The 26,692-nt window shown below is 54.9% G+C and carries 20 protein-coding genes and 1 pseudogene; 17 read left to right on the forward strand and 4 right to left on the reverse strand.

What is annotated here, in order from left to right:
• Positions 1-28: 28 nt before the first annotated feature.
• Entirely contained in the window at positions 29-955 is a 927-nt protein-coding gene (locus tag ACQR3R_RS06540; protein WP_428271201.1) for a LysR substrate-binding domain-containing protein, read from the reverse strand.
• 135 nt (positions 956-1,090) lie between these two features.
• Between ACQR3R_RS06540 and ACQR3R_RS06545 the strand changes: the two genes are divergently transcribed.
• The 10 genes and pseudogenes from ACQR3R_RS06545 to ACQR3R_RS06590 all read left to right on the forward strand — a co-directional run bounded on the left by ACQR3R_RS06545 (position 1,091) and on the right by ACQR3R_RS06590 (position 12,519).
• On the forward strand, positions 1,091-1,807 hold the full coding sequence (locus ACQR3R_RS06545) for an SDR family oxidoreductase (protein WP_428271202.1): 717 nt from the start codon (positions 1,091-1,093) through the stop codon (positions 1,805-1,807).
• Between the two features lie 36 nt (positions 1,808-1,843).
• On the forward strand, positions 1,844-2,905 hold the full coding sequence (locus tag ACQR3R_RS06550; RefSeq protein ID WP_428271203.1) for an NAD-dependent epimerase/dehydratase family protein: 1,062 nt from the start codon (positions 1,844-1,846) through the stop codon (positions 2,903-2,905).
• A gap of 776 nt (positions 2,906-3,681) precedes the next feature.
• Positions 3,682-3,866: pseudogene (locus ACQR3R_RS06555) on the forward strand (IS5/IS1182 family transposase); the annotation flags it as partial.
• A gap of 315 nt (positions 3,867-4,181) precedes the next feature.
• Entirely contained in the window at positions 4,182-5,984 is a 1,803-nt protein-coding gene (locus ACQR3R_RS06560; RefSeq protein ID WP_428271204.1) for a P-loop NTPase fold protein, read from the forward strand.
• A 699-nt stretch (positions 5,985-6,683) separates the two neighbouring features.
• A protein-coding gene (locus ACQR3R_RS06565) for an IS3 family transposase (RefSeq protein ID WP_428271205.1) occupies positions 6,684-7,726 on the forward strand; the annotation gives its coding sequence in 2 pieces (ribosomal slippage) (positions 6,684-6,930 and positions 6,930-7,726; 1,044 coding nt in all).
• Between the two features lie 20 nt (positions 7,727-7,746).
• Positions 7,747-8,037: a hypothetical protein gene (locus ACQR3R_RS06570; protein WP_428271206.1), complete on the forward strand. Its 291-nt coding sequence runs from the start codon at positions 7,747-7,749 to the stop codon at positions 8,035-8,037.
• A gap of 572 nt (positions 8,038-8,609) precedes the next feature.
• Positions 8,610-10,025, forward strand: a complete 1,416-nt coding sequence (locus ACQR3R_RS06575) for a hypothetical protein (RefSeq protein WP_428271207.1) — start codon at positions 8,610-8,612, stop codon at positions 10,023-10,025.
• The gene (locus ACQR3R_RS06580) at positions 10,025-10,831 is read left to right on the forward strand and encodes a hypothetical protein (protein ID WP_428271208.1); all 807 of its coding nucleotides are present in this window, start codon (positions 10,025-10,027) and stop codon (positions 10,829-10,831) included. The genes ACQR3R_RS06575 and ACQR3R_RS06580 overlap by 1 nt, the downstream gene beginning before the upstream one ends.
• On the forward strand, positions 10,832-11,572 hold the full coding sequence (locus ACQR3R_RS06585; protein WP_428271209.1) for a hypothetical protein: 741 nt from the start codon (positions 10,832-10,834) through the stop codon (positions 11,570-11,572). It abuts the gene before it with no gap.
• A 29-nt stretch (positions 11,573-11,601) separates the two neighbouring features.
• The gene (locus ACQR3R_RS06590) at positions 11,602-12,519 is read left to right on the forward strand and encodes a hypothetical protein (RefSeq protein ID WP_428271210.1); all 918 of its coding nucleotides are present in this window, start codon (positions 11,602-11,604) and stop codon (positions 12,517-12,519) included.
• 263 nt (positions 12,520-12,782) lie between these two features.
• Here ACQR3R_RS06590 and ACQR3R_RS06595 read toward each other — a convergent pair whose 3' ends face one another.
• A complete protein-coding gene (locus ACQR3R_RS06595) occupies positions 12,783-13,697 on the reverse strand; it encodes a LysR substrate-binding domain-containing protein (RefSeq protein ID WP_428271211.1) in 915 nt (304 codons plus the stop codon).
• Between the two features lie 268 nt (positions 13,698-13,965).
• Between ACQR3R_RS06595 and ACQR3R_RS06600 the strand changes: the two genes are divergently transcribed.
• The 4 genes from ACQR3R_RS06600 to pgm all read left to right on the forward strand — a co-directional run bounded on the left by ACQR3R_RS06600 (position 13,966) and on the right by pgm (position 20,212).
• Complete coding sequence (locus ACQR3R_RS06600) at positions 13,966-14,988, forward strand: zinc-binding dehydrogenase (protein ID WP_428271212.1); 1,023 nt, start codon at positions 13,966-13,968, stop codon at positions 14,986-14,988.
• 560 nt (positions 14,989-15,548) lie between these two features.
• On the forward strand, positions 15,549-17,018 hold the full coding sequence (locus tag ACQR3R_RS06605; RefSeq protein WP_428271213.1) for a hypothetical protein: 1,470 nt from the start codon (positions 15,549-15,551) through the stop codon (positions 17,016-17,018).
• Between the two features lie 34 nt (positions 17,019-17,052).
• A complete protein-coding gene (locus ACQR3R_RS06610; RefSeq protein WP_428271214.1) occupies positions 17,053-18,453 on the forward strand; it encodes an aminotransferase class I/II-fold pyridoxal phosphate-dependent enzyme in 1,401 nt (466 codons plus the stop codon).
• Between the two features lie 112 nt (positions 18,454-18,565).
• Positions 18,566-20,212 (forward strand): phosphoglucomutase (alpha-D-glucose-1,6-bisphosphate-dependent), encoded by a 1,647-nt coding sequence (pgm, locus tag ACQR3R_RS06615; RefSeq protein ID WP_428271215.1) that lies wholly within the window; start codon positions 18,566-18,568, stop codon positions 20,210-20,212.
• Positions 20,213-20,404: 192 nt separating this feature from the next.
• Here pgm and ACQR3R_RS06620 read toward each other — a convergent pair whose 3' ends face one another.
• Positions 20,405-21,100 (reverse strand): pirin family protein, encoded by a 696-nt coding sequence (locus ACQR3R_RS06620; protein ID WP_428271216.1) that lies wholly within the window; start codon positions 21,098-21,100, stop codon positions 20,405-20,407.
• Between the two features lie 238 nt (positions 21,101-21,338).
• On the opposite strand from ACQR3R_RS06620, the gene ACQR3R_RS06625 reads away from it, so the two are divergent.
• Positions 21,339-23,810, forward strand: coding sequence for a UvrD-helicase domain-containing protein (locus tag ACQR3R_RS06625; RefSeq protein WP_428271217.1), 2,472 nt, complete (start codon positions 21,339-21,341; stop codon positions 23,808-23,810).
• 66 nt (positions 23,811-23,876) lie between these two features.
• On the opposite strand, the gene ACQR3R_RS06630 is transcribed toward ACQR3R_RS06625, so the two are convergent.
• A complete protein-coding gene (locus ACQR3R_RS06630; protein WP_428271218.1) occupies positions 23,877-24,149 on the reverse strand; it encodes a DUF1652 domain-containing protein in 273 nt (90 codons plus the stop codon).
• Between the two features lie 263 nt (positions 24,150-24,412).
• Between ACQR3R_RS06630 and ACQR3R_RS06635 the strand changes: the two genes are divergently transcribed.
• Together ACQR3R_RS06635 and ACQR3R_RS06640 are read left to right on the forward strand one after the other, a co-directional pair.
• Positions 24,413-25,228: a helix-turn-helix domain-containing protein gene (locus ACQR3R_RS06635; protein ID WP_428271219.1), complete on the forward strand. Its 816-nt coding sequence runs from the start codon at positions 24,413-24,415 to the stop codon at positions 25,226-25,228.
• A 50-nt stretch (positions 25,229-25,278) separates the two neighbouring features.
• Positions 25,279-26,685 (forward strand): FAD-dependent oxidoreductase, encoded by a 1,407-nt coding sequence (locus ACQR3R_RS06640; RefSeq protein ID WP_428271220.1) that lies wholly within the window; start codon positions 25,279-25,281, stop codon positions 26,683-26,685.
• Positions 26,686-26,692 lie beyond the last annotated feature (7 nt).

A 26,692-nucleotide genomic window follows, 5' to 3' on the forward strand; every position in this document is an offset into this window, starting at 1 on the left:
GCGGTTTGGCTAACGCCGAAGCACGAGGTCACCGTGAGCGACTCGGTGAGACTGGAGCGCCAGGCTGATTCGCAAACCTCAAGCGCTTTTGTAAGAAGTCGGCCAATGCGCGTACCCGCTCGGGAATGTACCGAGTGGGCGGAAAAACCAGGAAAAACTCGAATTCGTCCTCGGATTGCCAGTCGTCAAAAATCGGAATCAGTTCCCCATGCTGGACTTCATCATCACCGTAATAGCTGGGCACCTGGATGATCCCCAGGCCGCTGCGTGCTGCCGCGACCAGCGCCAGGCCATTATCGCTGCCGACCCGTCCCCCCGGCTGTAAGTGATGCACGTTTTTGCCTTTTCGAAAGCTCCAGCGTCGGCTCAGTAATGAAAGACACAGCGCTGGCGGCAGCTCTCCAGGATGCTTGCAGCCTGACACCGACGTCATCAGGGAAGGGGCGATCAGTGTGCGAAGAGGAAACGTGATGAGTCGCCTGGCGATCAGGTTCGAGTCGGCAAGTGGACCGAGCCTGACGCTTATATCGACGCCTTCGCTGACCAGGTCGACATTGCGCGCAGTGACATTGATAAACAGGTGTATGCCCGGATACGCCAACGCGAACTCTGCCAACAATGGCGGCAGCGTGGTTTCTGCGAAATGCCCCGCCAAACTGATTTTAATATTCCCCCTCAGTTGCGAACGACCCAGGCGAACCTCATCGTGAGCCTCTTCAATCCCGTCCATCAGCCCGCGGCATTGCTTGTAGAAGGCCTGTCCTGCTTCTGTCGGTATGCAGCCGCGCGCCGTGCGTTGCAACAATTGCTGCCCCAACCTGCTTTCCAGCGCTCCCACCTTGCGGCTGAGGTTTGCCACTGATGAGTCCAGGATCTTCGCTGCCGCACTGAAGCTTCCTCCCTCGACAGTGGCAACAAGCTCCGGTATTCCATCGAGTATATTTGGCTTTCCCATGGTGCAAAGCTGCTTCTCTTTTATGGATCTACCTAGTCATTTTTCGTAAGCATACGCTAACGCCTGCTTAACGTATGCGCTTTGCCGGGAACGCATCTCGCTTCTCGGCATGCCATGAAGATTGGGAGAACCTGTATGTCATACCAAGGCAAAAAAGTAGTCATTCTCGGCGGCGGTTCCGGTATGGGCCTGGCGTTGGCCAAAAAGCTGATTTCCTCCGGCGCAACGGTCGTCATCGGTGGTCGCAATGCCGCCAAGCTTGAGAACGCGGTAACGATGCTCGGTGATAGTGCGAGCTATATGGCGTTTGACTTGGGGGACGAGGCGGCGGTCAAAAAAGCGTTTGAGAGCATTGGAGCGTTCGATCATTTGGTAACAACGGCAGCTGAGCTGACGTTCGCTGCGGTTTGCGACCTCACGACAACGCAAGTCGAATCGATGCTCGCCTCGAAGTTTTGGGGGCCTTTTTACGCCTCGAAATACGCTGCACCCCACCTGGCCAAAAACGGTTCGATCACCTTCTTTTCGGGTCTGGCTGCCTATCGTCCAGCCCCTGGGGCGTCAATTGTTGCAGCGTTGAATGCAGCGCTGGAAGGTTTTGCCATGACGTTGGCGCTGGAGATCAAACCCGTGCGGGTCAATGTCGTGTCGCCAGGCGTTGTCGATGCGCCAACGTGGGACTTTCTGGGCGCCGATGACCGCCAAGGCTTGTTCGATAGCGTAGCGAGCAGCCTTCCGGTCGGCCGTGTCGGTCAGGTTGACGATCTCGCAGACGCGGCGCTGTCGTTGATGGGCAATGGTTTTATCAACGCCACTGTTCTGCATGTCGATGGCGGTGGCCGCATTGCCTGATGCCAACGCTTTTCACTTCACAATGAGGGCTTTGAAATGAGCGATAAACACGTAGCACTGGTCGTGGGTTCGAGCGGCATTATCGGCAGTGCACTGGTGGAAACGCTGCTCGGCGCATCTGACTGGACCGTGCGCGCCCTGCGTAAAACCAGCGTTGCCGGCGTTGAGGCCATCGATTGCGATTTGAGTGATGCCAAGGCAACCCGGCAAGCCCTTGCAGCCGCCTCTGATACAACCCACGTCTTTTATGCCGCGTTGCAGACAGATCCGGATTTGGCGCGTGAGTCTGAAATCAACACCGTGATGCTGCGTAACGTACTCGACGGATTAAAGGCAAACGGTGCACCCCTGAAACGGATCGTGCATTACCAGGGCGCCAAGGTTTATGGCGTTCACCTGGGGGCTTGTGTCGCACCTTTTTATGAAGATGACCCTCGGCACATGACGGCCAATTTCTACTACGCCCAAGAGGACTTGCTCAGGGAAAGGCAGGCCAGTGATGGCCTCGACTGGAGCATCTTGAGGCCCGATGTGGTGGTAGGCGATATCGCCGGCAACCCGATGAACATTGCGATGGTGATTGGCGTCTTCGCCGCGCTGAGCAAGCAGGCCGGTGTTCCTTTGCGGTTTCCAGGCTCCATGCGGACATACCGCGAGGTTGTCGCTCAATTGACAGATGCCCACTGGCTGGCACGTGCAAGCTTGTGGGCTGCGCTGGCACCGAATGCGCGTAACGAAGCTTTCAACCTGGTGGGTGAGCCTTTTCGCTGGGAGCGCATTTGGGTCAAGATTGCCCAGGCGCTGGAGATGGACGTTGCCACGCCTCAGCCGTTTTCCCTTGCCCGGCATATGCCGGGTAAGGCGCAGGACTGGGAGCGGCTGGCGGGCGAACACGGCCTGAACACATTGCCCTATGAAAAACTGGTCGGCTGGCCGTTTGGTGATTTCATTTTCAACACCGAGTTCGACATGATTTCCGACATGAACAAGATCCGTCGTGCCGGGTTCACCGAGGTCGTGAACAACGAAGATATCATGGTTGATGCGTTGAAATGGCTTGCGGATAAGGGATTCATACCGAGCAGTGCTGCTGGTTGAACCCAGCAAGCCACCGTTGCTACGGTAACTGGAAAGCGGCTCAAGTTTTTTGAGCCGCTGTCGCTACTTTGGGACACGCAGGACGTCTCCTGTCCTGCGGCGCTGCCTTCGCGCAGGGACATGACGGCATTCGCACACCCAGGCCCGTTCTGGCGATTTTTAGCCGATCAAAGACTGTCCGGGTCGCCAAAAAACATTTTGACTTGGCTCTAGCACCGTGTTTTCAAGCGCAGAAAATTCAAATGTGCCCCCAGTTTTGCCCCCACTCGCGCGCCTTAGACGAGCGATCGCGGATGGCGATTTTTTTGGGGGGGGCTGGTATTAAGCGAGCCTCCTCATGCTAGAGACAACCCGTATCTGGCAAATCCTTAGCCGTTCAGAAAAGGGAATGTATGTGTCGATACCGTAGGCGAGGAGGCGTATTACCTTTGCTTTCGCTGGTCAGTTAGCGTTTTGGCTAGGTCGCTGGCCAGTCGTTTGGCAAGTGCCGATGCACGTCCATGGCGTCATGAAGGAGTCTGATGACCTCAATCACGTCGTCGCTTGCCACGCGATAAAACACGATATGGCGTGGGCTTTTGACCATTCCAGGGGGGGGCTCGCTTGCTGACGTGAATAGATGAGGTGATAGCTGCGAAGACGAGGTTTGAGGTCATCACGGTCGTGGCTGCCGATGCTTAAGCGCCTTCACAGCAAGCTCAACGGGCAAGGGTTATACGATCTGGAAACCTGGATGACTGATTCCACTGCCGTAAGAGCAACCCGAGTCTCTTCTGGTGCCGAGGCTGTTTGGCCGTCCCAAGTACCGGCAGCGCAATAACATCGAACGTATGTTTGGCCGGCTAAAGGAGAACCGCCGCATCGTAACGTGCTTAGACAAGCTCGCGAAAAGTTACGGGGCGATGGTTTCGCTGGCTGTGCTATGCGGTGTTTACGACATTACTTTTCGTACAGAGCCTAGACATCAGTCTGTAAACCTCTATCAACCAGCGAAACAGGGCAGGCTCGTCTCGCATCACTTGATGCATTCATGTATCGGCCTGTAGTTTCTAGTATCCTGTCTCGGAAATAAGCTGTTCAATTTTGTTGGCCTCTTGGGCGCCCGGCCAGCGTTGCCACTTCTCGCCATAGCCCTGCTATGACTCGTCGTGTCGCCCTGGGCGAACACCCAAGCCACTAGCCAAGAGAGAACGTATTTCCTAGACAGGACACTAAATTGCGACGCCATTGAGGCTGTCCCCCCCCAAAAAAATCATCACATCTGTAAGTTGAGAGTATGACAAACGGACACGTCACCCAAAACCTGGACCTTTACCTGAAACGTTCGGAGCCCGACTACGCTGTACTACTGAGAGGGAGGTGGGGTTGTGGGAAAACACACTTTATCAACCAGTACATTGAACATCGTTCCGGCAAGGGTCGCACACTCGTAAAAGTCAGCCTTTTTGGCCTTTCAAAAGTCTCGGACATTGAAGAATCCATCTTTCAGGAGCTTCATCCAGTGCTCGGTTCGAAAGCCGCCAGGCTATTGACTGCAACAGTCAAAGGCGCACTTAGCTCCACTCTGAAAGTTGATATTTTCGGAGACGGCGACCGAGAAACCGAATTCAAAATCAGCGCGAATGGCTTCAGTCTTCAGGAATTTCTTTTCAAAAACGACAATGACATCTGCCTGATACTGGATGACCTTGAACGAACACGCATACCACTCGAGGATATTCTTGGCTATATCAGCCATGCTGTTGAAATTTCAAAGATCAAAACGATCGTCATTGCCAACGAAGAAAAACTGACCGAAAAAGAAACGTATATAACCTTCAAGGAAAAGGTAATTGGCAAGACATTTGACATTACCCACGACAGCGACACCATCGTCCAAGAATTACTGGGCAAAACCTCTGCAAGTCAACTCCGCGATCACCACCAGCATGTTCATGATGTATACCTGACCTCCGGCCAGCAGAATATTCGAAACATACGATCCGCCATCGAGAGCTTCGAACCTCTGAGTCGCACTTTAGAAAACAGGATACTAAACAACTCACAGTTTATTCCTATATTTATTCGTAGCTACTTTGCCCTTAGCCTGGAACAACTTTCAGGCAACCTAAAAGAAGAGCAGCTTCGCTCCGAAACGCTGTACAGCAAGGGCAAGGAGTCTTGGCTCGAGAAAAAATACTTCGTTAAACACAGCCTCATCTTTGATGGTGCGCTTTGGGCAGACATCTTGTTCAGGAATATCACCGCCAATCTCAATGAGCGCACATTGGAACTTAATTACTTCCGAGACTCATCTGCCGATACCCCAGATTACTGGGAAACGCTTAGCGACTTTAAAAGACTGGAACATACACAGCTCAACGCAGAGCTCCCAAAGCTCATTGACGACATTACAAACCACCATGAAAAACGACTTCCCGTTTACCTAGACAAACTGCTGCTGCTTTGCTTCCTGGCTGAAAAAAACATCATAAGCATCAGAAACAGCCAGATCACGAATTTTGCAAAAGAGTACACAGAGACTCACAAAAACTCCGAATACTGGAAAACTCACCTCACTTCGGATAGCAGTTACTACGGCTCACGGCTTGACCTGAAAAGCGAGATGTTCAACAAAATCAAAAGCCAGTTGATCCAAGCCAATCAAGTCGTGTACGAGCGTGCACAGCAAGACCGAGCCGCCGAGCTAATACAAACCCGCGAGCGCGATTTCTACAACGCATTGATAGAAGGCGACATCCCATACGTCCGGCATGAGCTTCATAAAAAGCACGCGCACAAGCATTTCTTTACAACTTTCAACCCCGAAGACTTAGCCAATGCACTGCTTTCCTCAAAAAACGCCACGCTGCAAGACGTTTCAACCATTCTGTTCGAGCGGTACGCACTCAATCATTTTATTGACAGGCAAAGCTACGCAGAAAACTTGATCGGCGAATTGCCTCTTTGGATCGACGTTTCTGTGGCATTTGAAGCTCACTTAGAGTCGATCGACTGTCGCTTCCAGAAATATATTCGCCATGAGTTCAGCAGGCAAACACTTTTCCGCCTGATCAATCTGCTTGAGGACCTGAAGTAACCCTATACACACTCTGAAATATCCATGGCAGGCCGCGGTTACAGCCAGTTCTCACTAGTGGCCTGTCCCGGAAATACGTTCTTTTTTGACGGTGTCTAGTGTACCCGGTTGGCGTTGGTATCCGATGTCTAACGGCTGGATGCTTCCAAACGACAAGCATGCGGTCGGCAACCGTGAATGCTGTCATAGGAGGCCGTGTATGGTGAAACCTGCTGTGACATAAGGGCTGGAGAGCATTCCAACCTCTGGAGCGCCTGATATCCGCTTGAGAGCCTCAGCATGAAGCGATGCAGGGAGGTTATTTATTAGGATACTGGTCACAGATGTAAGCGTGCTCATACGAACTTTCGCAACCGCCCTCGCCACCGCAATGGAGGGCTCAAGCCCGAGTTTGAGCCCTTCGCCTACCAGGTATGTAAGTGTGAAACATGCAGTGTCAGATATCTTCCAAGTTCCAGCCAGCGCGATGGCTTTTCGATTGAGCAAAAAGAGGTTAGGTAATGCAACAGAGTCACTCGTACGAAACCTCTTTTAGAAATTGCGCGATGACCTTGAACCAGAGAAGCACGTGTTTAGTAATGCTAAGCGCAGTTGAAGATTTGGTGCGGCCACCTGCATAGCCGCAACGCTAATCGGGTGAATCGTCCCGGGTTTCGTAGACACCTCTTTGCCTTAAACTGAAGCCAATTAGGAGGTGCTATGAGCAACCCGCGTTACCCCGAAGAATTTAAAATTCAAGCAGTCAATCAAGTGACCGAAAAGAAGCTGCCTGTCGCTGAGGTAGCGGCCCGTCTTGGCGTGTCGACGCATAGCTTCTATGCCTGGATAAGGCGCTACAGCAAACCTCAAGAAGAACGGCAGCAGGATGAAGATCAGCATGCTGAACTGCGTCGTCTGCCAGCGAAACTCAAGCGCGTCACTGAAGAGCGAGACATATTAAAAAAGGCCGCCGCGTACTTTGCCAAGGAGTGCGGCTGAAGTACGCCTTTATCAAGCAGCGCGCGGGCGACTATTCGATTCGACGGCTTTGCCTGACGCTTAAAGTCCATCCCAGCGGTTATTACGCCTGGCAATCTGCACGCGCTAAAGACGACCAGCGATTGCTGGGCTTGATCAAGCATTCGTGGCTGGAGAGCGGCGGCGTTTATGGCTATCGCAAAATTCATGACGATCTGCGCGAGGTCGGTGAGGATTGTGGTCGTCATCGTGTTGCGAGGCTGATGCGTCTCGATGTTGTGGAACCCAACAAGGTTTGGGTCACCGACATCACCTACATTCGTACGTATGAAGGCTGGTTGTATTTGGCGGTGGTGCTTGATCTGTTTTCTCGTCAGGTCATTGGCTGGTCAATGAAGTCGCAAATGACCAGTGATTTGGCCATTGATGCGTTATTGATGGCGGTTTGGATGCGTAAACCGAAGCAAGAGGTGATGGTTCATTCCGACCAAGGCAGCCAGTACAGCAGCTCCGATTGGCGCAGCTTTTTGAAGGCAAACAATTTGGTTGCCAGCATGAGTCGCCGAGGCAACTGTCATGACAACGCCGTGGCCGAGAGTTTTTTCCAGCTTCTGAAACGGGAACGGATCAAGCGAAAAATCTACACCACGCGGGAAGATGCTCGGAGTGATGTGTTCGATTACATCGAGATGTTCTACAACGTAAAACGCCGCCATGGTTTCAACAATCAGCTGTCACCGGTAGAGTTTGAAAAGCGTTACGCAATGAGCTTGCAAGGTGTCTAGAGAGTCCGGGGCGATTCAACGTGACCTTCTGCGACGGGCCGAGTGGATATCACCAGATGGATGTGATGGGGGAAGCCCTGTCGATTTCTCGCGCGCAAATGTTTCGGCTTGCCGAGGAAGCCGAGGTGCCCCCGGACGTTGCCGGCAGAATGATTGACGGCATTTGCGATGTGGCGAGCCGGTTTGCAAGCATCGCCGAGAACCTATGCCCACAGGTTATTACTCGAGACACCTTGCGCACGATCCAAGGCCGCATCGATCAGAACGTAGCTCAGTTACACCACGGTCATGCGGGCAGCAGTCGCCGCTGAAGATCGGGAGGAACGGGCGACTCCCATAATCAATGCTGCCGTGTGCTTCAAGCACCTAGGGCCCTGTGCCGCCGAAGACGTGGGTGTTGCCGGATGACCAAGGCTTGGTATTGATTTGAGCCTTAAACTCACCTGATTGGGTTGGGATATCGCCTTGGTACACACAGTGAGCGTCGCCGCTACCGTTGACGCTTCATTCCTTGGCTAACACCAGCTCTGATCCGAAGTCACGAATGTTGGATCGGAAGCGAACCTCAAACACGCCTTGCGACATAGTATGTTCCTGCATCTTTGGGTAGCCACGCTAGGGTGGCTATCCCAATGTGCCAATCGCGGCGCTGACCATTTGTCCAAAATAATACAATTTTGTACTGACTTGTTGCCCTTACCTGTGCGCATTGGCATTATTTAGCCATCACTCGATGCCGGCGCAGGGATGGCCGCGACACGCTGCCTATTTCTGTGCGCCTAATTTGGCGCCAGCCTAGTGCTCATCTATCTCTGCATACCCCCCAATGTCTAACCTTTTGCGGTTCTATAAATGAGTTTCTTTCGAAAGCTCTTGGCTTTCATTGTCCAACTATTTTAGTCGGAAGGATGAGCCTGATAGCGATGTATTGCCGAAAATTGATCCTGAGAAAATCCAAAAAGAGCTGCGCGTCGTTGAGCTGGCGCGGCTTCGCGGAGCTGCCGGAGTACCCTCCAGTACTGCGACGCAGCTTTCAGATGTCGAGCACAGCATTCGGGGCAAATTGGGCGGAATGCGTGAACAGATACTCAAGTACGGTGAGCGATCCCTAAAAAGCGCCGACAACCGCTTGGACTCCATTGACGTGACCCGCGACATCAAACGCACTATCGCACTTGGCGAAGAGTTTGAGCGAAACGCCGATCAGGACATTTCCAAAATGGATGGCGAGTTGACGGAGCTTCAGCAAGCCGCCGGAGACAAGGCCCATGCGCTCGAAACTTTTCGTGAGCAAAACAAGTTGCAGCACAGGACTGCTGATGCTGCTGATGGGGATGCCAAATGGAAGAGCGGTGGCTTGCTGTTTGCGATGACGGTGGCCGAAGGCTTTGGAAACGCCTTTTTGTTTTCTGAGGGTATGGCCAGCGGATATGTGGGTGGGTTTGTCACCGCATTAATGCTGTCAGCGTTCAACGTGCTTGTATGCTTCTTTCTGGGCAGAGCCAGCGCCTATAAAAACCATGTCAAACCGTCCTGGATGTTCGCAGGCTATTTTGCGTTCAGTGCGGCTGTTCTCAGCATGGTCACTGTTGGCTTAGGAACTGCCTATTTCCGTTTTGTCCTGCCTCAGCTTGAAGATGAATCGCAATCAGCTGTCGAGTTGATTCGTGCTTATTTACATGATTCGATCCTTCCATTTCAGGACATCAGCTCATGCGGCTTATTTGCGCTGACGGTCATTTTTGGAGTGGCAGCAGTCTATAAGGGCTACACCTGGACTGATCGTTATCCAGGGTACGCGAGGGTTTACCTGGCTTACGAAGACGCTCAACGCCGCTATGTCTTTGCTATTGAGGCGCTGCGGCATGTGCTGGAACAGCGCAAGCTTGAATCCCTGCTCCTGATCGATCAGAACGTTGATCGTGCAGCGGCAGCCATCCAGAATTTCAAGCGCAGCATGAGCCAGAAAACGGTCATCAAGAAAGTCGTGGATGAGCGGATGGTACTGGCCGACGAAACGCTCACTAACTTGGTCCGTAAGTATCGGATTGAAAACGAAATGGCCCGCCCTCGCGATAATCCGCCGCCGGCCTATTTCGACGAGCCGGTGACATTTGTTGATGTCACCATGCCTGACTTCGGCACCGAGAAGGATGAGATCAAGCTCGCTGAGCAGGAACGCTTAATGAACGAAATGATCGCCAGCCTGGAGACGATAAGGGCGCGAATTCAATCGTCGTTTAATCAGAAATACGATCAAGTACAGCCGCTGCAGCAAATCGTTTTAGGGAGAGCATGATGGCAATTTATGCCCAGAAAAAAGGGCTTTCCGGTAAAACTTTCGGGTTGCTGGTTGGTGGTGTCGCTGTAGCTGCGGCTGCCTTGATGTTTTATTTCAATGCCACGCGTGAAACCCTCGATAAGGAGACGCTTTGCCCGTCCACAGGTCCCAAAGGGCAATACGTGGTGCTTATTGATAACACCTCACCTTTCCCGTTTACTCAGAAAATCGCTTTAGGCCAACGGCTTAAAACGATGGTCAATGAGGAACTCCCCGAAGGCTACCTGCTCTCCGTGTTTCTTCTCGGTGAAGATTTTAAGAACAATGAGAAGCCGTTATTTGAGCGCTGCAATCCTGGTCAGTGGAAGGACAGGAATCAGCAGATGAGCAACAAGAAATTTGTCGAGCGCGACTTCAACCAGAAATTCGTAAAGCCGTTTGACGACATCGTGCACAAAATCTCGCTCGAAGAACGTAGCAAGAACTCCCCCATTTTCCAGATGCTGCAGCTAGTTGGCATCAATGGGTTTGAGCGCGCGCATGTGTCGGGTGAGCGCAGGCTGGTGATTTACTCTGACATGCTGGCGAACATGCCGGAGTTCAGCATGTATAAGGCCAACCTGCCGCCGTACGCGGATTTTCGTAAGACCGCTTATGGGCAAAATGCAGTGGCACCGGGCCTGCAAGGCAGCAGTGTAGCCATCAACCTGCTGGCAGCTGATCAGAAAGCCCTACAGAACACCAAGCTCTCCATGTTCTGGGAGCAATACTTTCAAGATAACGGCGTATCTGTGGAAGGTTTTTCCCGGGTCGAGGGGCTATAAGTGGACGTCAATAAATCGATCAAGCGCGTCAGCACCTACTTTGCGCTCGCGGTGCTGCTGAAAATCAGTTTGTCCGTCGCCAGCCTGAAGTTAAATGACCCCTTTTGGCTAGGGTTGGTCTTTCCTCTGGCGGTAATGATTGCATATTGGATTGTCGGCTATCTCGTTCGAGAAAAATGGGACAAGCAACTCACCGTAGCTAAGTTTGCCGATTCGGTTTACTACTTGGGCTTCCTGTTCACTGTCGCCAGCATCATTATCTGCTTGCTCGACATTGAGAGCATGGGTGACAACCTTAATGGTATGGCAACGCGATTCGGTGCCGCGATGGTTAGTACCGCGTTGGGTATGCTGGCGCGGATTATTCACACAGGGTTTCGTATCGACGCTAATGATGCGGTCCGAAGTGTCGAAGAACGTGCGATTCACGCGGCCGAAAACCTGGCTATCTCCTTTGACAACACTTTTCAACAGCTTGAAGTCTTCCGGGACAAGGTAGACGTCGCTTCTCGCGAAGCAGCGCAGAGTGTGAAGGAGCAGGTCAAGGCACTTTACGAACACAACATCAGTGCCACCGACGCTTACTTTGCCAATGCTACGCAGCAGAGCAATGAAGCCTTTGCTCTGATACTTGAAAACACCCGGCAATCCAGCGACAACTTGTTGAGCACGATCAATGAGCTGACCGAAAAGAGCGCGATTACGCTACGGCAGATGGAAGATACCAGATTTTTAAGTTAACCCATAAAAATCAGGCGTTGAATGAAAAAATGTTGGCCTTCCAGGATCTGGATGTACGTGAGAATGCGATCAACAAGGCGGCCGAGGCACTGAAAGCGCGGATGACTGCGTTAGGCGTGCGTAAGCCCGATGAGATCATCAGCAAGCTGGTGGACGCATCGAAAGCGACTGCAGAGCTGGATCGCTTGAAAGTACTCATGACCCAAAAAGATCAGGAGCTGACTGCACTCGCGGCAATCGAAAAGGCCTTGATAGAGGTTGCTGGGCAGAAAAAAGGCGCCGACGCCAAACAGCTCATTTTAGAAACGATGATGTCGTTTGAGCAGCTAAAAAAGCTGGTCGTCGATCCTGCTGATGAAAGCGGCGTACAGCCTACGGATGTGGTGAAACGCGTCGCGGCGCTCAAGGCTCAGGACGACATGCTGGCGGCTGCATTCGGGACAAACGTCGACCAAACGAAGGACCAGCTCCAAGAGGCGATCAAGCACGCCGTTGCCATCGCACAGGCGGAAAAAAGCGGTACGAGTCCAATTGAATTACAGAAGGCCAATAAAGACTTACGAGGCCAGGTTCAGTTCTTGCAGAACCGCTTGAATAAGGGCCGGGGAGGTGACCTTCCGCCGTGTTGGGTGAATGAAGTCACCGGTAAAGCGGAGATGTTTCTCACGGTAAAACTGAGTGAAAACAATCTCTCATTCGAACCCGCATGGCCGCCAGCGCGTCAGGAGGATGCGATGGCGTTGCCAGGTATTACAGAACTGATGGCCAATACCACGCGTACGTATGAAAGCTTTTCTCAAGCGGCCAAGCCGGTGTCCGATTTGGGCACACAAAAAGAGTGCAAGTACTACGTGCGATTGGTGAGCCAGATTCAAGATGCGGTTACCTCTGATCGGCGCCGACTTATGGTTGAGAATTTGTTTTACAAGGTTGAAGTCAGGCGATAGGGGCGTGTTGGCGAAGTAAGGGGGTGTGCGTCCGCGCAGGTATCTACGTAGGCGTTACCTGAGCAAACGGTAGATACGCCTACTGAACGCCAGAATTAAGGTCGATGGTGTCCGCCTGTTTTAGACCTGGGGGCATCCTTTTCAAACCATCCATAGCATGCCCTCAGATATGCCCCCAGATGCCTCGTACTCTGGCAATGGGTAGATCTCCATGGCCTATGAAAAGCCGGAAATGATCAGGCTGAACAGCTTCCCGACGACGCCTAAAGGCTCTCAGGATCGCCAAAAAACATCTGAATCCGCGACCGCAACCAACGTTCTCCCGGGTCGTTATCCTGCGAACCACGCCAGGCCATGTGCAGCTCGAAGCTGCGCACCGGCAGCGGTGGGTCTTCGGCGCGCACACCGCCTGCAGCGGTCAACGCTTCGGCCGTGTAATCGGGCACAGTGGCCACGATATCGGTCCCGCTGATGAGCGTACTCAGTCCGTTGAACTGCGGCACTGCCAGCACCACGTGACGTTTGCGCCCGAGTTTCTCCAGTTCTTCATCTATGAAACCACTGAGATCACCGGCGAAAGACACCAGTGCATGCGGGCGTGCGCAAAAGTCATCGAGGCTAAGCGGGCCGGGCACCGTATCGGCGCGCAGCAGCTTGGGCAGGCTGCGGCGCAGCACTTTGCGCTTGGCGTTGGCCGGCAAGTCGGCGGTGTAGCTGACGCCGATTGAAATCTCACCCGAGGCCAGCAAATTTGGCATCAAAATGTAGTTGGCACGGCGCACCACCAGCACAATGCCGGGTGATTCCGCGCGCAAGCGCTTGAGCAGCATCGGTAGCAGGGCGAATTCGACGTCGTCCGACAGGCCGATACGGAACACCGCGGTGCTGGTTGCCGGGTCGAATTCGGACGCACGACTGACCGCCGTGGAAATCGAATCCAGGGCAGGCGAGAGCAGGGCGAAGATTTCGACCGCCCGCGCAGAAGGCTCCATGCTGCGCCCGGTACGCACAAACAACGGGTCATCGAACAGGCTGCGCAGGCGTGAAAGCGCCGCACTGATGGCCGGTTGGCCCAAAAACAGCTTTTCCGCCGCGCGGGTCACGCTGCGTTCGTGCATCAATGTTTCGAATACGATCAACAGGTTCAGGTCGACACGACGCAGGTCATTACGATTCATCTGGAGTCCTGGCAGAGTCAGCAAGCTTGACGAGAGCGGCCACATGGGAACAATGACCGGCGTGAATATTACGGGGAAAGGCTGGTACTCTGCACCGGGTAATTCAGTTTTCCTGAAATGGCTGCTTCGGTTTTTACGGCATTAGAGGATGTCGCCGGTGCTGCGGAATCAATGACAGGCATGTCGACTATTAATAGCCACTGATGGTCTTGGGTAGAAAGCCCGTATAGAGTTCAGGGCATTAGAGGTTACTTTGACGAGGTTTGCGATGTCCCGCACGATCCGTTTTCACAAGTTTGGTCCAGCCGAGGTGCTCAAATGCGAAGAGCATGCGGCCGCTCTCCCTGCGCCGGGCGAAGTGCAGGTGCGCGTCGAAGCGATTGGCATCAGTTGGTATGACATTCTCTGGCGCCAGAACCTGGCGTCATCCCATGCTCGTCTGCCTTCAGGCCTCGGCCATGAAATGTCGGGCGTGGTCACCGCTGTCGGCGACGGCGTTGAAGACCTGGCCGTCGGTGACAAAGTCGCCAGTTTTCCGGCTGAAAGTCCCAACGACTACCCGGTTTACGGCGAACAAATTGTGCTGCCGCGCTCGGCACTGACCCGTTATCCGGACGTGCTCAGCCCGATCGAAGCCAGCGTGCATTACACGCCGCTATTGATAGCCTATTTCGCCTACGTCGATCTGGCACGGGTCAAGCCCGGGCAATTCGCCTTGGTCACAGATGCCAGCCACTGCGCCGGGCCTTCCTTTGTCCAATTGGGTAAAGCGCTGGGTGTACGAGTGATTGCCGCCACTAAAACAGCGGAAGAACGCGAGTATTTGCTGTCGCTGGGTGCCGAAAAAGTCATCGTTACCGAGGAACAGGATCTGCTCATGCAGATCAACAAGATCACCGATAACCGCGGTGTCGATGTGGTGTTCGATGGTCTTGGTGGCCCGCAGATGTCCTTGCTCGGGGATGTGCTTGCACCTCGTGGCAGCCTGGTGTTGTATGGCCTGCAGGGCGGTAACCAGACGCCATTCCCGGCTTGCGCTGCGTTCCAGAAGAATATTCAGTTCTTTGTGCACTGTATTGGCAACTTCACCGGCAAACCGGAACTGGGCATCGTTCAGGACCAGGTCGCATTGCAGCGAGCCTTGCGCGATATCAACCAGTTGACCGCCGATCGCGTTCTGTTGCCGCTTAAGACTCGGGTTTTCCCGTTTGCGCAGTTTGTCGAAGCGCACCGCTACATGGACGAATGCCCATGCCGCGAAAGGGTTGCCCTGCAGGTCGAGCCTGCCTAAGCCACCCCGAAAAGTCCGTGCCTGCACGGACTTTTTCATGCCCCCTGCAAAAACATCAAACGCCTTATCGACCTGTTGATGAGCCAGTTCTGCAACTGAACTGGTTTTTGCTTTCAATCTGTATCTTCTAATCAGCTTATAAGCCTTGATAATTGAATGACCACTTTCATCTCAAGGAATGAGTCATGGCTTATTGTCAGGCTGATGCTGTTCAGCACCTACTGTTGATATCTGTCGGACAAACAGTTCGTCGTTGTACTGTTGCGAGTAAAACACGGGTAACTTCCTTCTCTATTTCTTGTACTAAACGTCTGTGGGACGTTGTCGGAAATTTCCTAGGAAGCCACTTTTTTTGGCTGCGGGCCAATGAAGCCGGGGTATTTGGCGCTGAGCTTGAACAGCATCACGTCTGTCTCGCATGAATGTTTCAAATAATTACGAAAAATTTAAGTGTTAGCATTTGGACATAGAGCCCGGCACTTCTATCGCCGCAGGCAACGTGTTGCGCAGGCATTTTTTGTTCGCGTGATATTGAACTAACAAGTATCAGGTAAATAAAAATGACCCATATTCATGATCAAGCGATGAACCATGTCTATCAGCAGGTATTGCAACGCTTGTTAAGCTTTTTTTCTCGCGCCGAGCGCACAGCGTTGCAACTGTTGATTCAACGGCTGGTCGTTTACGCGGGAGGAATCGAGCGAATTGGCGACTACAAGGTGTTGGTTATTCAGTCAGGCACACGCGACAGCTGCTACACGCTGGCGTTGCTGCGCGCAGCCCAACTGAGTATTGCCTGCAAGGCGCCGGTGACGTTTCAGCTGCGGGTGGTGACCTTGCGCCTGAATGGGGTCACGACCACCACCCTGGAAAACATCCATCGCAGTAACAGCGCCTTGTTTCTCTACGACGATCCACGCGTCGACCTATTGATGGTCGATAACCGGGAAGTCTTGCCGTTCAATCATCTGACGGCCATTTCCCATGCCGGGCATGAGGCTAATCGTCTCAACCTGCTGATGGTTGGGCATCGCAGCGCCAGTAGTGACTCGTCTGATTTATGGGATGACGGTTATTTGGCCAGTGCCGCGTTCTATGGCCAGATATCTCGCTGGGACAATGGTGTTGATGCATTGATCAGCAGCGACACGCCGCGTCAGCAACGCAAGTTTCTCGATGGTTTGAAACGTGCCGCTGCCAAGGCTGGGCTCACGTCCACCGCACGCACTGAGAAGGGTTACGAGGTTCTGTTTGCGCTGATCGATGAATTGGGTTGCGACTACTACGACACCTTTTTTCCGGAGCGCAGCCAAGCAGAATGGCGTCCTGCAGGGCGTTTTGAAGCATGCCGGCGCACCACATTCATCGATATTCACGACATGCTGGTCAGCAGTCTGGACGAACGCTGGCCGCTGCTGACCGAGTTCCTCGGTTATCAGTCCGATGAATTGGCTGCCCACCTCAGCGACAATGAATTTGTCAGTTTCAGCATCTCTGCGCATGTTCGCGGTTTGCAGGCGTGTTTTGCACACGGCGTGAGCTACGAGGCCGGCGTCGCAGAATATGTGCAACGCGCATTGGTGATGATGCGGCGCAGGAGGCTTCCTGAACAGCTGTGCGAACACGCGGTGCAAGTGTTTGGCAACCAAGCCAACCAGGTGGGTCGCCGCCAGGCAGCTGCAGCGCAAGCGAAACAAAACCTCGGCTTGAGCGAAGCGCAACTGGTGTGCCTGTTGTTTGCGCCGTTTGTGGGTAAGGGGGCTGCGCTTGAGCGCTTCCTGCGCCAGTGTCATCCCGGCATGCTGGTGGCAATCCCGGATTTGCACCGGGCAATGCAGGGGCATGTCGTTCCCGAGCAGGTTCTGCAGTGGATGGTTGATGTCAGCGGTTTGCCCGTCAGCCTGATCGGCAGGCTGTATGACATGGAGCTGCTGCAAAATGCAGGTCCTGATGAAGTGAGCGTGCACGTGATAGCCGAGAAGCGTCAGGAGGTCACGGTTACCGCGAGTGAATTGTCTGCGGAGCGCTAACAGTGGGTGAATCGAGCAGCGTCGACATTCAAGCATGAGCGGCCCGCGTACTAGCGACTTCGCGTATCAAGCCGTTTACCGGTACCTGGCTCATCTGATCAACGAGTCGGCCACGGATGATCGAGTCCGTTTGCCTTCGTTGCGACACTTGGCAGACCGTTTGAACGTGTCGATCTCGACCATTCAATACGCCTATTCGTTACTGGAGAAGGAGGGGCGCGTTTACTCGGTTGCCAAATCCGGTTACTACGCGCTCCCCGTGTCGTCGTTTACGCTGCTCGGTAATGGCAATGACCTGCTCGAAGCGGTGTATGTCAACGCCCGGCGGCCCGGGATGCTGGTGCTCAGCGCCGATGAGCCCGCATTGCTGCAGCCTCTCGACAGCCCATTGTTACTCTTGGAGCGAGCGCTTCTGCGCCAATATCCGCGCCAGCCGCAATCATTCTCCCAGCCCTGCGGAGAGCTCGAGTTACGTCAGGCCCTGGCCGCGCGATACACCACTTCACCCCTGCGATGCTGGCATGCCGATGACGTCTACATCGGTGCCGACCTGCGTGCGGTACTTGAAATACTGATCACGGTGCTGAGCCTGAAAGACGCGACAGTGTTGGTCGAATCACCCTGCGACTGGGCAATATTGCGACTGTTTCAAGCTGCAGATGTGCAAGTCATCGAACTGGAGATTCAGCCGGATGGGGCTGTGGATCTGCAACGGCTTCAGGAGTTGCTCGACACTGCACCGGTGCGCATGGTGATGCTGTCCTCGGGGCTGAGCATGCCCAGAGGCAGTGTGGCGCCGCTCGACAACCGGCGCTGCGTGGCACAGATGCTGGAGCGTCATGGCAGTTGGGTACTGGAGAACGACTGTTATGGCGAACTCTGCTTCGAGCCGCACGGGCCGCGATTACGTGACCTGTTGTCCCCGGACCGCTTGATTGTGTTTTCCACCTTCGAAAAAATCATCGGTGCAGAAGCACCTTTCGGCTACCTGATTTCGCGGCAACTGCGCACGGAGCTGCAAAGGCACCTGTTGCTGCGCTCGTTTTGCTTGTCGCCCATTCGCCAGAAAGCCATTGCCCGTTTGTACCGTAACGGGCGGGTCGACCAGCATCTGCAGATTTTGCGTCGGTTGTTAAAAGACCGCAAAGCACACATGACGCAGTTGTTGGAGGAGCGTTTGGGCGATGCCCTGCATGTTGTCGAACCGCAAGGCGGCGCGACGCTGTGGGTTCGCTCGCTGCGCCCGGTGAATGTACGTCGCGTGTTTCAGAGGTTGCTCAAGCAGCACATGCTGGTTGCACCGGGAGAGCTGTTCAGCCTTGAAGGTTTGCACGCTCAACAGCTGCGCCTGAGTCATACCTTCAGTGGTGATCATGACCTGGGTGCGGCACTGGGCTTGCTGGGGGATGCGTTGCGCATGGAAGCGCTCGATTGAGCGAGGCCGACAGCGCTCTTCGATGAGAGTGGATCGATCCCATCGCGCTGCGGTCAAACTGCCAGTAAACTCCCCATCTACTCCTGAACCACTCTATTCCAGAGGTTTTTGCATGACACTCAGTCCTTTTGCGGGCAAACCGGCACCAGCAGAGTTGTTGGTAGACATCCCGCGACTGGTAACGGCCTATTACACCGGCCAGCCTGACGCCGCCATTTCCACACAGCGCGTGGCGTTTGGCACGTCCGGTCACCGAGGCAGCTCGTTCGACTTGAGTTTCAACGAATGGCACGTTCTGGCGATCAGTCAGGCCATCTGCATGTATCGCGAATCCCAGGGCATTGACGGCCCGCTGTTTGTCGGCATCGATACCCACGCATTGTCCACGCCGGCCGGCGCCAGCGCTCTGGAAGTACTGGCCGCCAATGGCGTAACAGTCATGATTGCCGAAGGCGACGAGTACACGCCGACGCCAGCGATTTCCCACGCGATTCTCTGTTACAACCGTGGCCGCACCTCGGGCCTGGCGGACGGCATTGTCATCACGCCGTCGCACAACCCGCCACAAAGCGGTGGCTACAAATACAACCCAACCAACGGCGGCCCCGCCGACACGCATATCACCAAGTGGATCGAAGCCCGCGCCAATGAGTTGTTGGCAGCCAAGCTTACCGGCGTGAAGCGCATCAGCTACGAGCAAGCGCTGAAAGCCAGCACTACGCATCGCCACGACTACCTGAACACCTACGTCGCTGATCTGATCAACGTGATCGACTTCGACGCCATTCGCGATGCAAAACTGCATCTGGGCGTTGATCCGTTGGGCGGAGCAGGGGTGCGCTACTGGTCGGCAATCGCCGAGCATTACAAACTGGACCTGGAAGTGGTTAACACCCAGGTCGATTCGACCTTCCGCTTCATGACTGTCGATTGGGACGGCCAGATCCGCATGGACCCTTCATCGACTCACGCCATGCAGGGCCTGATCGGTTTGAAAGACCGTTTTGACGTGGCCTTCGGCTGCGACCCGGACCACGACCGGCACGGCATCGTCACGCCGTCCGGAGGTTTGCTGGCACCGAACAATTACCTGGCGGTTTCGATTGATTACCTGTTCCAGAATCGCCCGCAGTGGCGCGGCGATGCAGCCGTCGGTAAAACCGTGGTCAGCAGTGGCCTGATCGACCGTGTGGCCAAACGTCTGGGCCGACGCTTGTACGAAGTGCCGGTAGGCTTCAAATGGTTTGCAGATGGCCTGTTCGACGGTTCGTTGGGCTTCGGCGGCGAAGAAAGCGCCGGCGCTTCGTTCCTGCGTAAGGACGGCGGCGTCTGGAGTACCGACAAGGACGGCCTGATCCCGGCACTGTTGGCCGCCGAGATGACCGCCCGCACCAGTCGCGACCCAAGCCAGGCCTATCGTGCGCTGACCGATGAGCTGGGTGAGCCGTTCTCGGTACGGGTCGACGCCAAGGCCAACCCGGAACAGAAGGCACTGCTGAGCAAACTGTCGCCGGATCAGGTCAAGTCAACGCAACTGGCTGGCGAAGCGATCCAGAGCATTCTCAGCCACGCACCGGGTAACGATCAGGCCATCGGTGGTCTGAAAGTGATGACTGAGAATGGCTGGTTCGCCGCGCGCCCATCGGGCACTGAAGACATTTACAAGATTTACGCCGAGAGTTTCATCAGCGACGACCACCTCAAGCAGTTGGTAGCCGAGGCTCAGACCCTGGTGGATGGCGCTATTTCGGCGAAGTGATTGATGGCCTCTTCGCGGGCAAGCCCGGCTCCCACAGGGTCGCGGCCTCTTCGCGGGTAAACCCACTCCCACAGGGTCGCGCGAGACCCTGTGGGAGCGGGCTTGCTCGCGAAGGCGTCAGCACCGGCACCTTCGAGCAAAAAAAGGGACGACCATAATGGTCGTCCCTTTTTTTGTCCGGCGTTTAACGAATCAAGCCAAATCCACCAAAACGATTTCGCTGTCCTCTATGGCTGTTACCCGCAACACCTGCTCATCAGCAATGGCTACACCGTCTCGAGCTTGTGCGCGTAAACCATTGATTTCTATAACTCCGGTTGCCGGGACCAGGTAAGCGCGTCGACCATCGTCCAGGCGATACTCGGCAGATTCTCCGGCCTTCAGATTGGCTGCCACCAGACGCGCATCGGCACGAATACGCAGGCTTTGATCGTCGCCAGCCTTGCCGCTGGCCAATGTTACAAAACCTTCACGCTGACCTCTCGGGAATGGCTTGGCGCCCCAGGACGGTGCCGAACCCGCCTCGTTCGGGATGATCCATACCTGGAAGATCTTGGTTTCGCCAGCCTCCAGGTTGTACTCGCTATGAGCGATACCGGTGCCAGCGCTCATGACCTGTACGTCGCCGGCTTCAGTGCGACCTTTGTTGCCAAGGTTATCTTCGTGAGTAATAGCGCCTTCACGCACATACGTGATGATTTCCATGTCCCGGTGCGGGTGTTTAGGGAAACCGGTACCGGAGGCAATCACGTCGTCGTTCCACACCCGCAAGTTGCCCCAGTTCATGCGTTTCGGGTCATGGTATTCAGCGAATGAAAAGTGGTGGTGAGCATCCAGCCAGCCATGATGAGCGCCGCCCAGGGAGTTGAAGGGTCTGAGTTCGAGCATGATCGTCTCCTGAAAAGGGTGGTTGATGGCGTGTATCATCTATCAACTAATAATCGATAAAAAGCGTAAAAAGTGCCGAGATAGCATCGAAAAAATAGATCAATTGCGCGCTTTCAATAGTCTCATCGGGCCTTCACTTCATCGCATAAGCCAATGACCTGTAAGCATTTCACTAGAACTCAACGCCAAATGCAGACACCATAGCCCTCATCAGCCTCACACCCTGGAGTCCGTCCGCGTGCCGCAACACACCCCCGATCTTCCTCCTGAGCTTCGCCCCCTCGCCGACATGCCATTGCTCAAGCGCCTCGCCGCGCGATTCTTCGGCCATGGGCTGACTCGGCTGCGCGCGCAACACCGTGCATCCTGGTTGCACGGTCAGGCCGATGGTTTTCGAAGCGGGCACAGCGCCGGTGTTGATTACGGCTTCAAGGAAGGCAAGCTTGAGGGTCTGGAGGAAGGTCGCCAGGTGTTGCTGATTCGCGATTCGCGCTCAACCGAACACCGGCCGCCCAGCGTTGATGATCATTTGTTCGATGACTGGCGCTTGCCGCTGAGCGCCGAGCTGAAGAAGCGCATGAAGAGCGATGTGGCTCGGCTACTGCCAGCGCACGCACAACCCAGCGCTGCGCAATGGAAAATGATCTTCAGCGATACGCCGTCAACTTCAGTGATCGCCGGGGCGGGTGCGGGCAAGTCGACCACCCTGGTGCTGCGCATTCTGTTGCTCTGCCATTACCTCGGTTTTGAGCTGAGTTCCATGACCGTCGTGACCTTCACCCGTGAGTCGCGCAAAGACTTCATCAACAAACTGATCGAGCTGTTTGCGCTCTGGGGTCGAGTCATCAGCCTGAAAGAGGCGCGTGACCTGGTGCGCACCTTCCATTCCCGCATTTTACCAATGGTGCGCAGCCTTCCAGGTTTTGAGCGCCTGCAGGCCTTCGAAAACCTGAGCAACCGCCCTCAAAACGTTGACGAGGAGGTCGACAGCAATCCTTTCGACCTGCGCATCAACGATGCCCAGCGCCAGCAACTCAACAGTTGTTATCACAGCCTGCATACGCGCGATGAGCGTTTTCGCGACCTGATCAAACCGCTGTCACGCCACGCCTTGCAGCTCAAGGAGCTGGAGCGCGATCATCCGGACGTGCAAAAGCGCATGGCGGTGACCGTATTAGCGGCCAAGCGTGATGAAGAACTGTGCGATACGATTGAAGACTTGTGGTTTCGGGCGGGCGCCTGGCCGATAAAGGGTATTGAACCCAACCGGCAAACATTCGATATCAACGGCTCGACATTTCATTGTCATGGCTATATTCCGAGCCTGGACGCTTGGGTGGTGTTGGGTTTCGATCCCAGGGAAAACCCGCAGCTGAGCCGGCCCAACGCCAAATTGTCGTTGCGCGCAGAATGGGCCGTGAAGCGCACCTTGTTTCAAGCTTTCTGTCGTAAGCCATTGATATGGTTAGATAGCTATGACGCTTCGAAACGTGTATTGGCGTCTCTGGCCGGTGACGCCAGTGCCGGGCCAGGCTTCGATTACAAGGTAAAAGGTGAGTTGGGCTCAGCGCCTTTACTGGACTGTTTTGTTGCAGCGGCCGGTTTTATCGAAAACCTTGGGCTGGACGTTCCAGCCGCCGTGGGCCAGATGAGTTTCGCCAAGGACGATCCAGACCGGTTTTTCTTCGAAGCATTGAGCCTGTATTGGCGCGCACTGGAAGATCATCTGCTGGATCAGAAACCGCCGGTCATGACCTACAGCCGCATGTTTGCGCTGTTCAGTGAGCACTCACCGGAAAACCTCAAACTGCTGAGTGATGAGCTGCTGCGTCCGCTGTCGCATCTGATGATCGACGAATTTCAGGACGTATCGCCGCAAATCGTCTCTTGGATTCGTGCCAGCCTGGCTGAGATTCGTAGCCGCGGGCCAGCAATGCACGTAGGACGTGGCGCCCAGCGGTCCTCGTTACTGTGTGTCGGAGATGACTGGCAATCGATTTATGGCTGGCGGGGCAGTTCTCCGACGTATTTCATGGAGTTCAACAAGGAGTTTCCGTCTCCGAGCACTACGAAAGTCATGCTCAGTGACAACTACCGCAGTCACCAGCACATCATTGATGCTGCGGAACACATCGTTCGCGCCGCTCCAGCCATTGCGGGCAAGAAGGCCCGCGCCAGCGGAGAGCCGAAGGCGCTGTTGCCGGTGAATGTGCTGGATCGCGACGACCCAGGCATGGCCCAGCGTCTGATGGAGCATTACAGGCAAGGCGATTCAATCCTCATGCTTTATCGAAAAAGTAGCGATAAGTTATTGATTGAGCAGCATATTCAATCTGTAGTTAATGTGGATTCTAGCTTGCCGTATGAGTCGCGACGGTTAAAACAACTGACCTACCACAGCGCCAAAGGCCTTCAGGCAGATGCTGTGTTTCTTCTCGGCGATTGTCAGCACCTCACCAGTTCGCGTTACAAGAATCAGGTGTACCGCATGGCGGGACTCGGCAAACAGGGTGACAGCGAGGCGTATGACAGTGCACAGAGAGACGAGATATTGCGCCTGGCTTACGTGGGCATCACGCGGGCTGTGAGCCATTGCTATTGGTACGTTGATGGCCAGGACACCCAGGCTGCCAACATGCCCAAAGCCTCTGATCGCATCGGCAAGGGCAAGGCCTTTTTTATCGATCATCGCACGGGCAAGGCGTCCTGATTTCCTTGGTAAAAAGCACCCATTAAAAAGCCCACTGAACGTGGGCTTTTTAGTAACTGCGAGCACTCAGGCGTAATTTCTGAGGGCCACCGGTGGGATAAAAGCTTCAAGCTCATCTTCCACCGCTTCAATTATTCGTTCTACGTCGGCGGCATTCATGACTGTTGCGCAGGGAATGCCGGCAATGGCGATCATGGTCTCGCCGCTGGCCCGATCAAACAAACGGGCGATCATGCTGCCCGGTGCGTCCATGCTCGCCTCGAATCCCATGGGATGAAAATGCCAGCGCATCAGCTGGCAGGCGTTTGGAAAGGTGACTTTACTCGACCCTTTATTCATGTGTAGCCCGCCTTCTTCATCGAGCGCTTCCTTTAGCTCATGTTAGGTGGGAAGAGCCTTCATTGGCTCAACCGATGTCTGCCATTAAAAGTAGCATTCAGATGTGAAAATAATGTGGATATTCTCAGTCCGTTTAGCGATTGCTTCGGTTCTTTTGATACAGGTCACGCTACGGACTGTATTTGGGCCATGTGCCATTAGTGCTTGGCCATTGAAGCCAAGGCAGAACTTGGGCAAAGTCGTTTTTTTTCGTCGAGACGTGTATGCAAGCCGATGATGATGGTCCGCTGCAAACCCGCGCTACCCGCGAGGCGGTCACGCGTTACCACCTGTGTTGGAAGCACCGTGATCTCGACGGCGTCATGGCGCTTTATCACCCGGATATCCAGTACAACGATTTCTTCCAGAACCGGGTCATGGGGCTCGGGGAGTTGCGCGACTACGTGCGCGACAGCATGCCGCGTAACCCGGACGAAGCACTGGAACACTCGGATCGTCTTCGGTTTGACGGCGATACAGCGTTTATCCAGTACCAAATGACGTTGCGCGGCAGTGAAGGGCTGGTGTCCTTCCGCTCCAGTGAAGCGATTACCGTGCGTGACGGGCTGATCTGGCGAGTGAACGAATATGCATCGCTGGTGCGTGAACAACCGGCCAGCAATTGCGCTACAGACCCGCGCCCGGCGGCCAGTCGGCTCGGTTTATCCCCGCGCCAGTTGAGTTTTATGGCCGAAGACCTTCAACACTACTTCCAGCGTCAGCAACCGTACCTTGACCCCGAACTCGACCTGCAGCGGGTGGCCAAGGAGTGCGGGTACAGCCGCAATCAGATCTCGTACCTGCTAAACCAGGTGCTGGGTCAGAGCTTTTACCGCTACGTCAATCGCGCACGCTTGCAACATCTGCTGGCTGCGCTGGACGCTGCGACACCGCCGATCAGGGTTGATGAACTGGCGTTTGCGGCCGGCTTCAATTCTCTTTCGGCGTTTTATAGCTGTTTCCGCCAGCACACGGGCCTGTCACCGAAGGCTTACGCCAAACAAATTTCTTTGCGTGCACGCGCGCAAGACAGTCTCTGACCCCACGCACTAGGATCCACGCCAACGAAGTTTGATTGGCGGAGATGTACATGCCTGCGTGGCGAACGATCAGTTTGTGGATGGACCAACTTGACGAGCCTTTAGTGGCGCGCCCGGCGCTTGCCCAGGATCTGGACGTCGATGTCGCCATTATCGGCGCGGGTTACACCGGGCTCTGGACCGCTTATTACCTCAAACAACTGGCGCCGGGCCTGAACATTGCCATCGTTGAGGCACAGACCGCAGGTTTTGGTGCGTCTGGCCGCAACGGTGGCTGGCTGATGGGCAATTTGCTGGGTGAGGATCGCTTGCTGGCCGGTTTATCGCCTGAGCAGCGGCGTGCTTCTTTTGACCTGTTGCACAGCATTCCCGATGAAGTCGAAACGGTCATCGAGCGTGAAGGCATTAACTGTGATTATCGCAAGGGCGGGGTGCTGTATTGCGCCGCGCGCTATCCAGAGCAGGAAGCCAGCCTGCGTGAGTACCTGGACAGCTTGTATCGCCAAGGGCTGACCGAACGTGATTACCGCTGGCTGAGCCCGGATCAGTTGGCGCAGCAAATCAGAATTGCCAAACCGTATGGCGGCATTTACGCACCGCACGTTGCCACTATTCATCCTGCAAAACTGGTGCGAAGCCTGGCGCGAACGGTCGAACGTCTGGGCGTCAAGATTTACGAGAACAGCCCGGTAACGCATTGGCAATCGGGCAGCCTGCGGACGGCCAACGCTCAGGTCCGTAGCCGTTGGATAGTGCCCGCGGTCGAAGGGTACGCGGTCGATTTACCGCCACTGGGCAAATATCAATTGCCCGTGCAAAGCCTGATCGTCGCCACCGAGCCGTTGCCTGCCACCGTTTGGGACGAGATAGGCCTGAGCCGTGGTCAGGCGTTCGGTGAAAGTAGCCGCCAGGTTACTTATGGACGGCGCACGGCGGATAACCGCTTGGTGTTCGGCGCACGGGGCGGCTACCGCTTCGCCGGCAAATTACGCAATAACTTCGATTTGACCACCAGCGAAGTGGCGCTGCGGCGCTATCTGTTCAGCGAACTGTTCCCGCAATTGAAGAACGTGCGGATTACCCATGCCTGGGGCGGCAACCTGGGCATGTCGCGCCGCTTCAAACCGCACATGCTTTGCGATCAGGCCAGCGGTATCGCGCTGTCCGGCGGTTATGGCGGGGAGGGCGTGGGCGCCAGCAACCTGGGCGGCCGCACACTGGCTGACCTGATTCTGCAGCGCGACACCGAACTGGTCCACCAGCCCTGGGTGCTGCAGCAGCGCGGCCTCGATGCCCTGAAGGCGTGGGAGCCGGAACCCTGCCGTTGGCTCGGTTACAACGCAATCATCCGCAGCTTCGTCCACGAAGACCAGACACTCGCCAACCCGGCCACTGCGCCGTGGCGCCGCAAACTGGCCAGCGGCATGGCGCAGTTCATGGAAGGTTTCATGCACTAAACAGCGT

The organism is Gordonia sp. IEGM753 (assembly GCF_050321825.1).
GTDB lineage: Bacteria > Pseudomonadota > Gammaproteobacteria > Pseudomonadales > Pseudomonadaceae > Aquipseudomonas.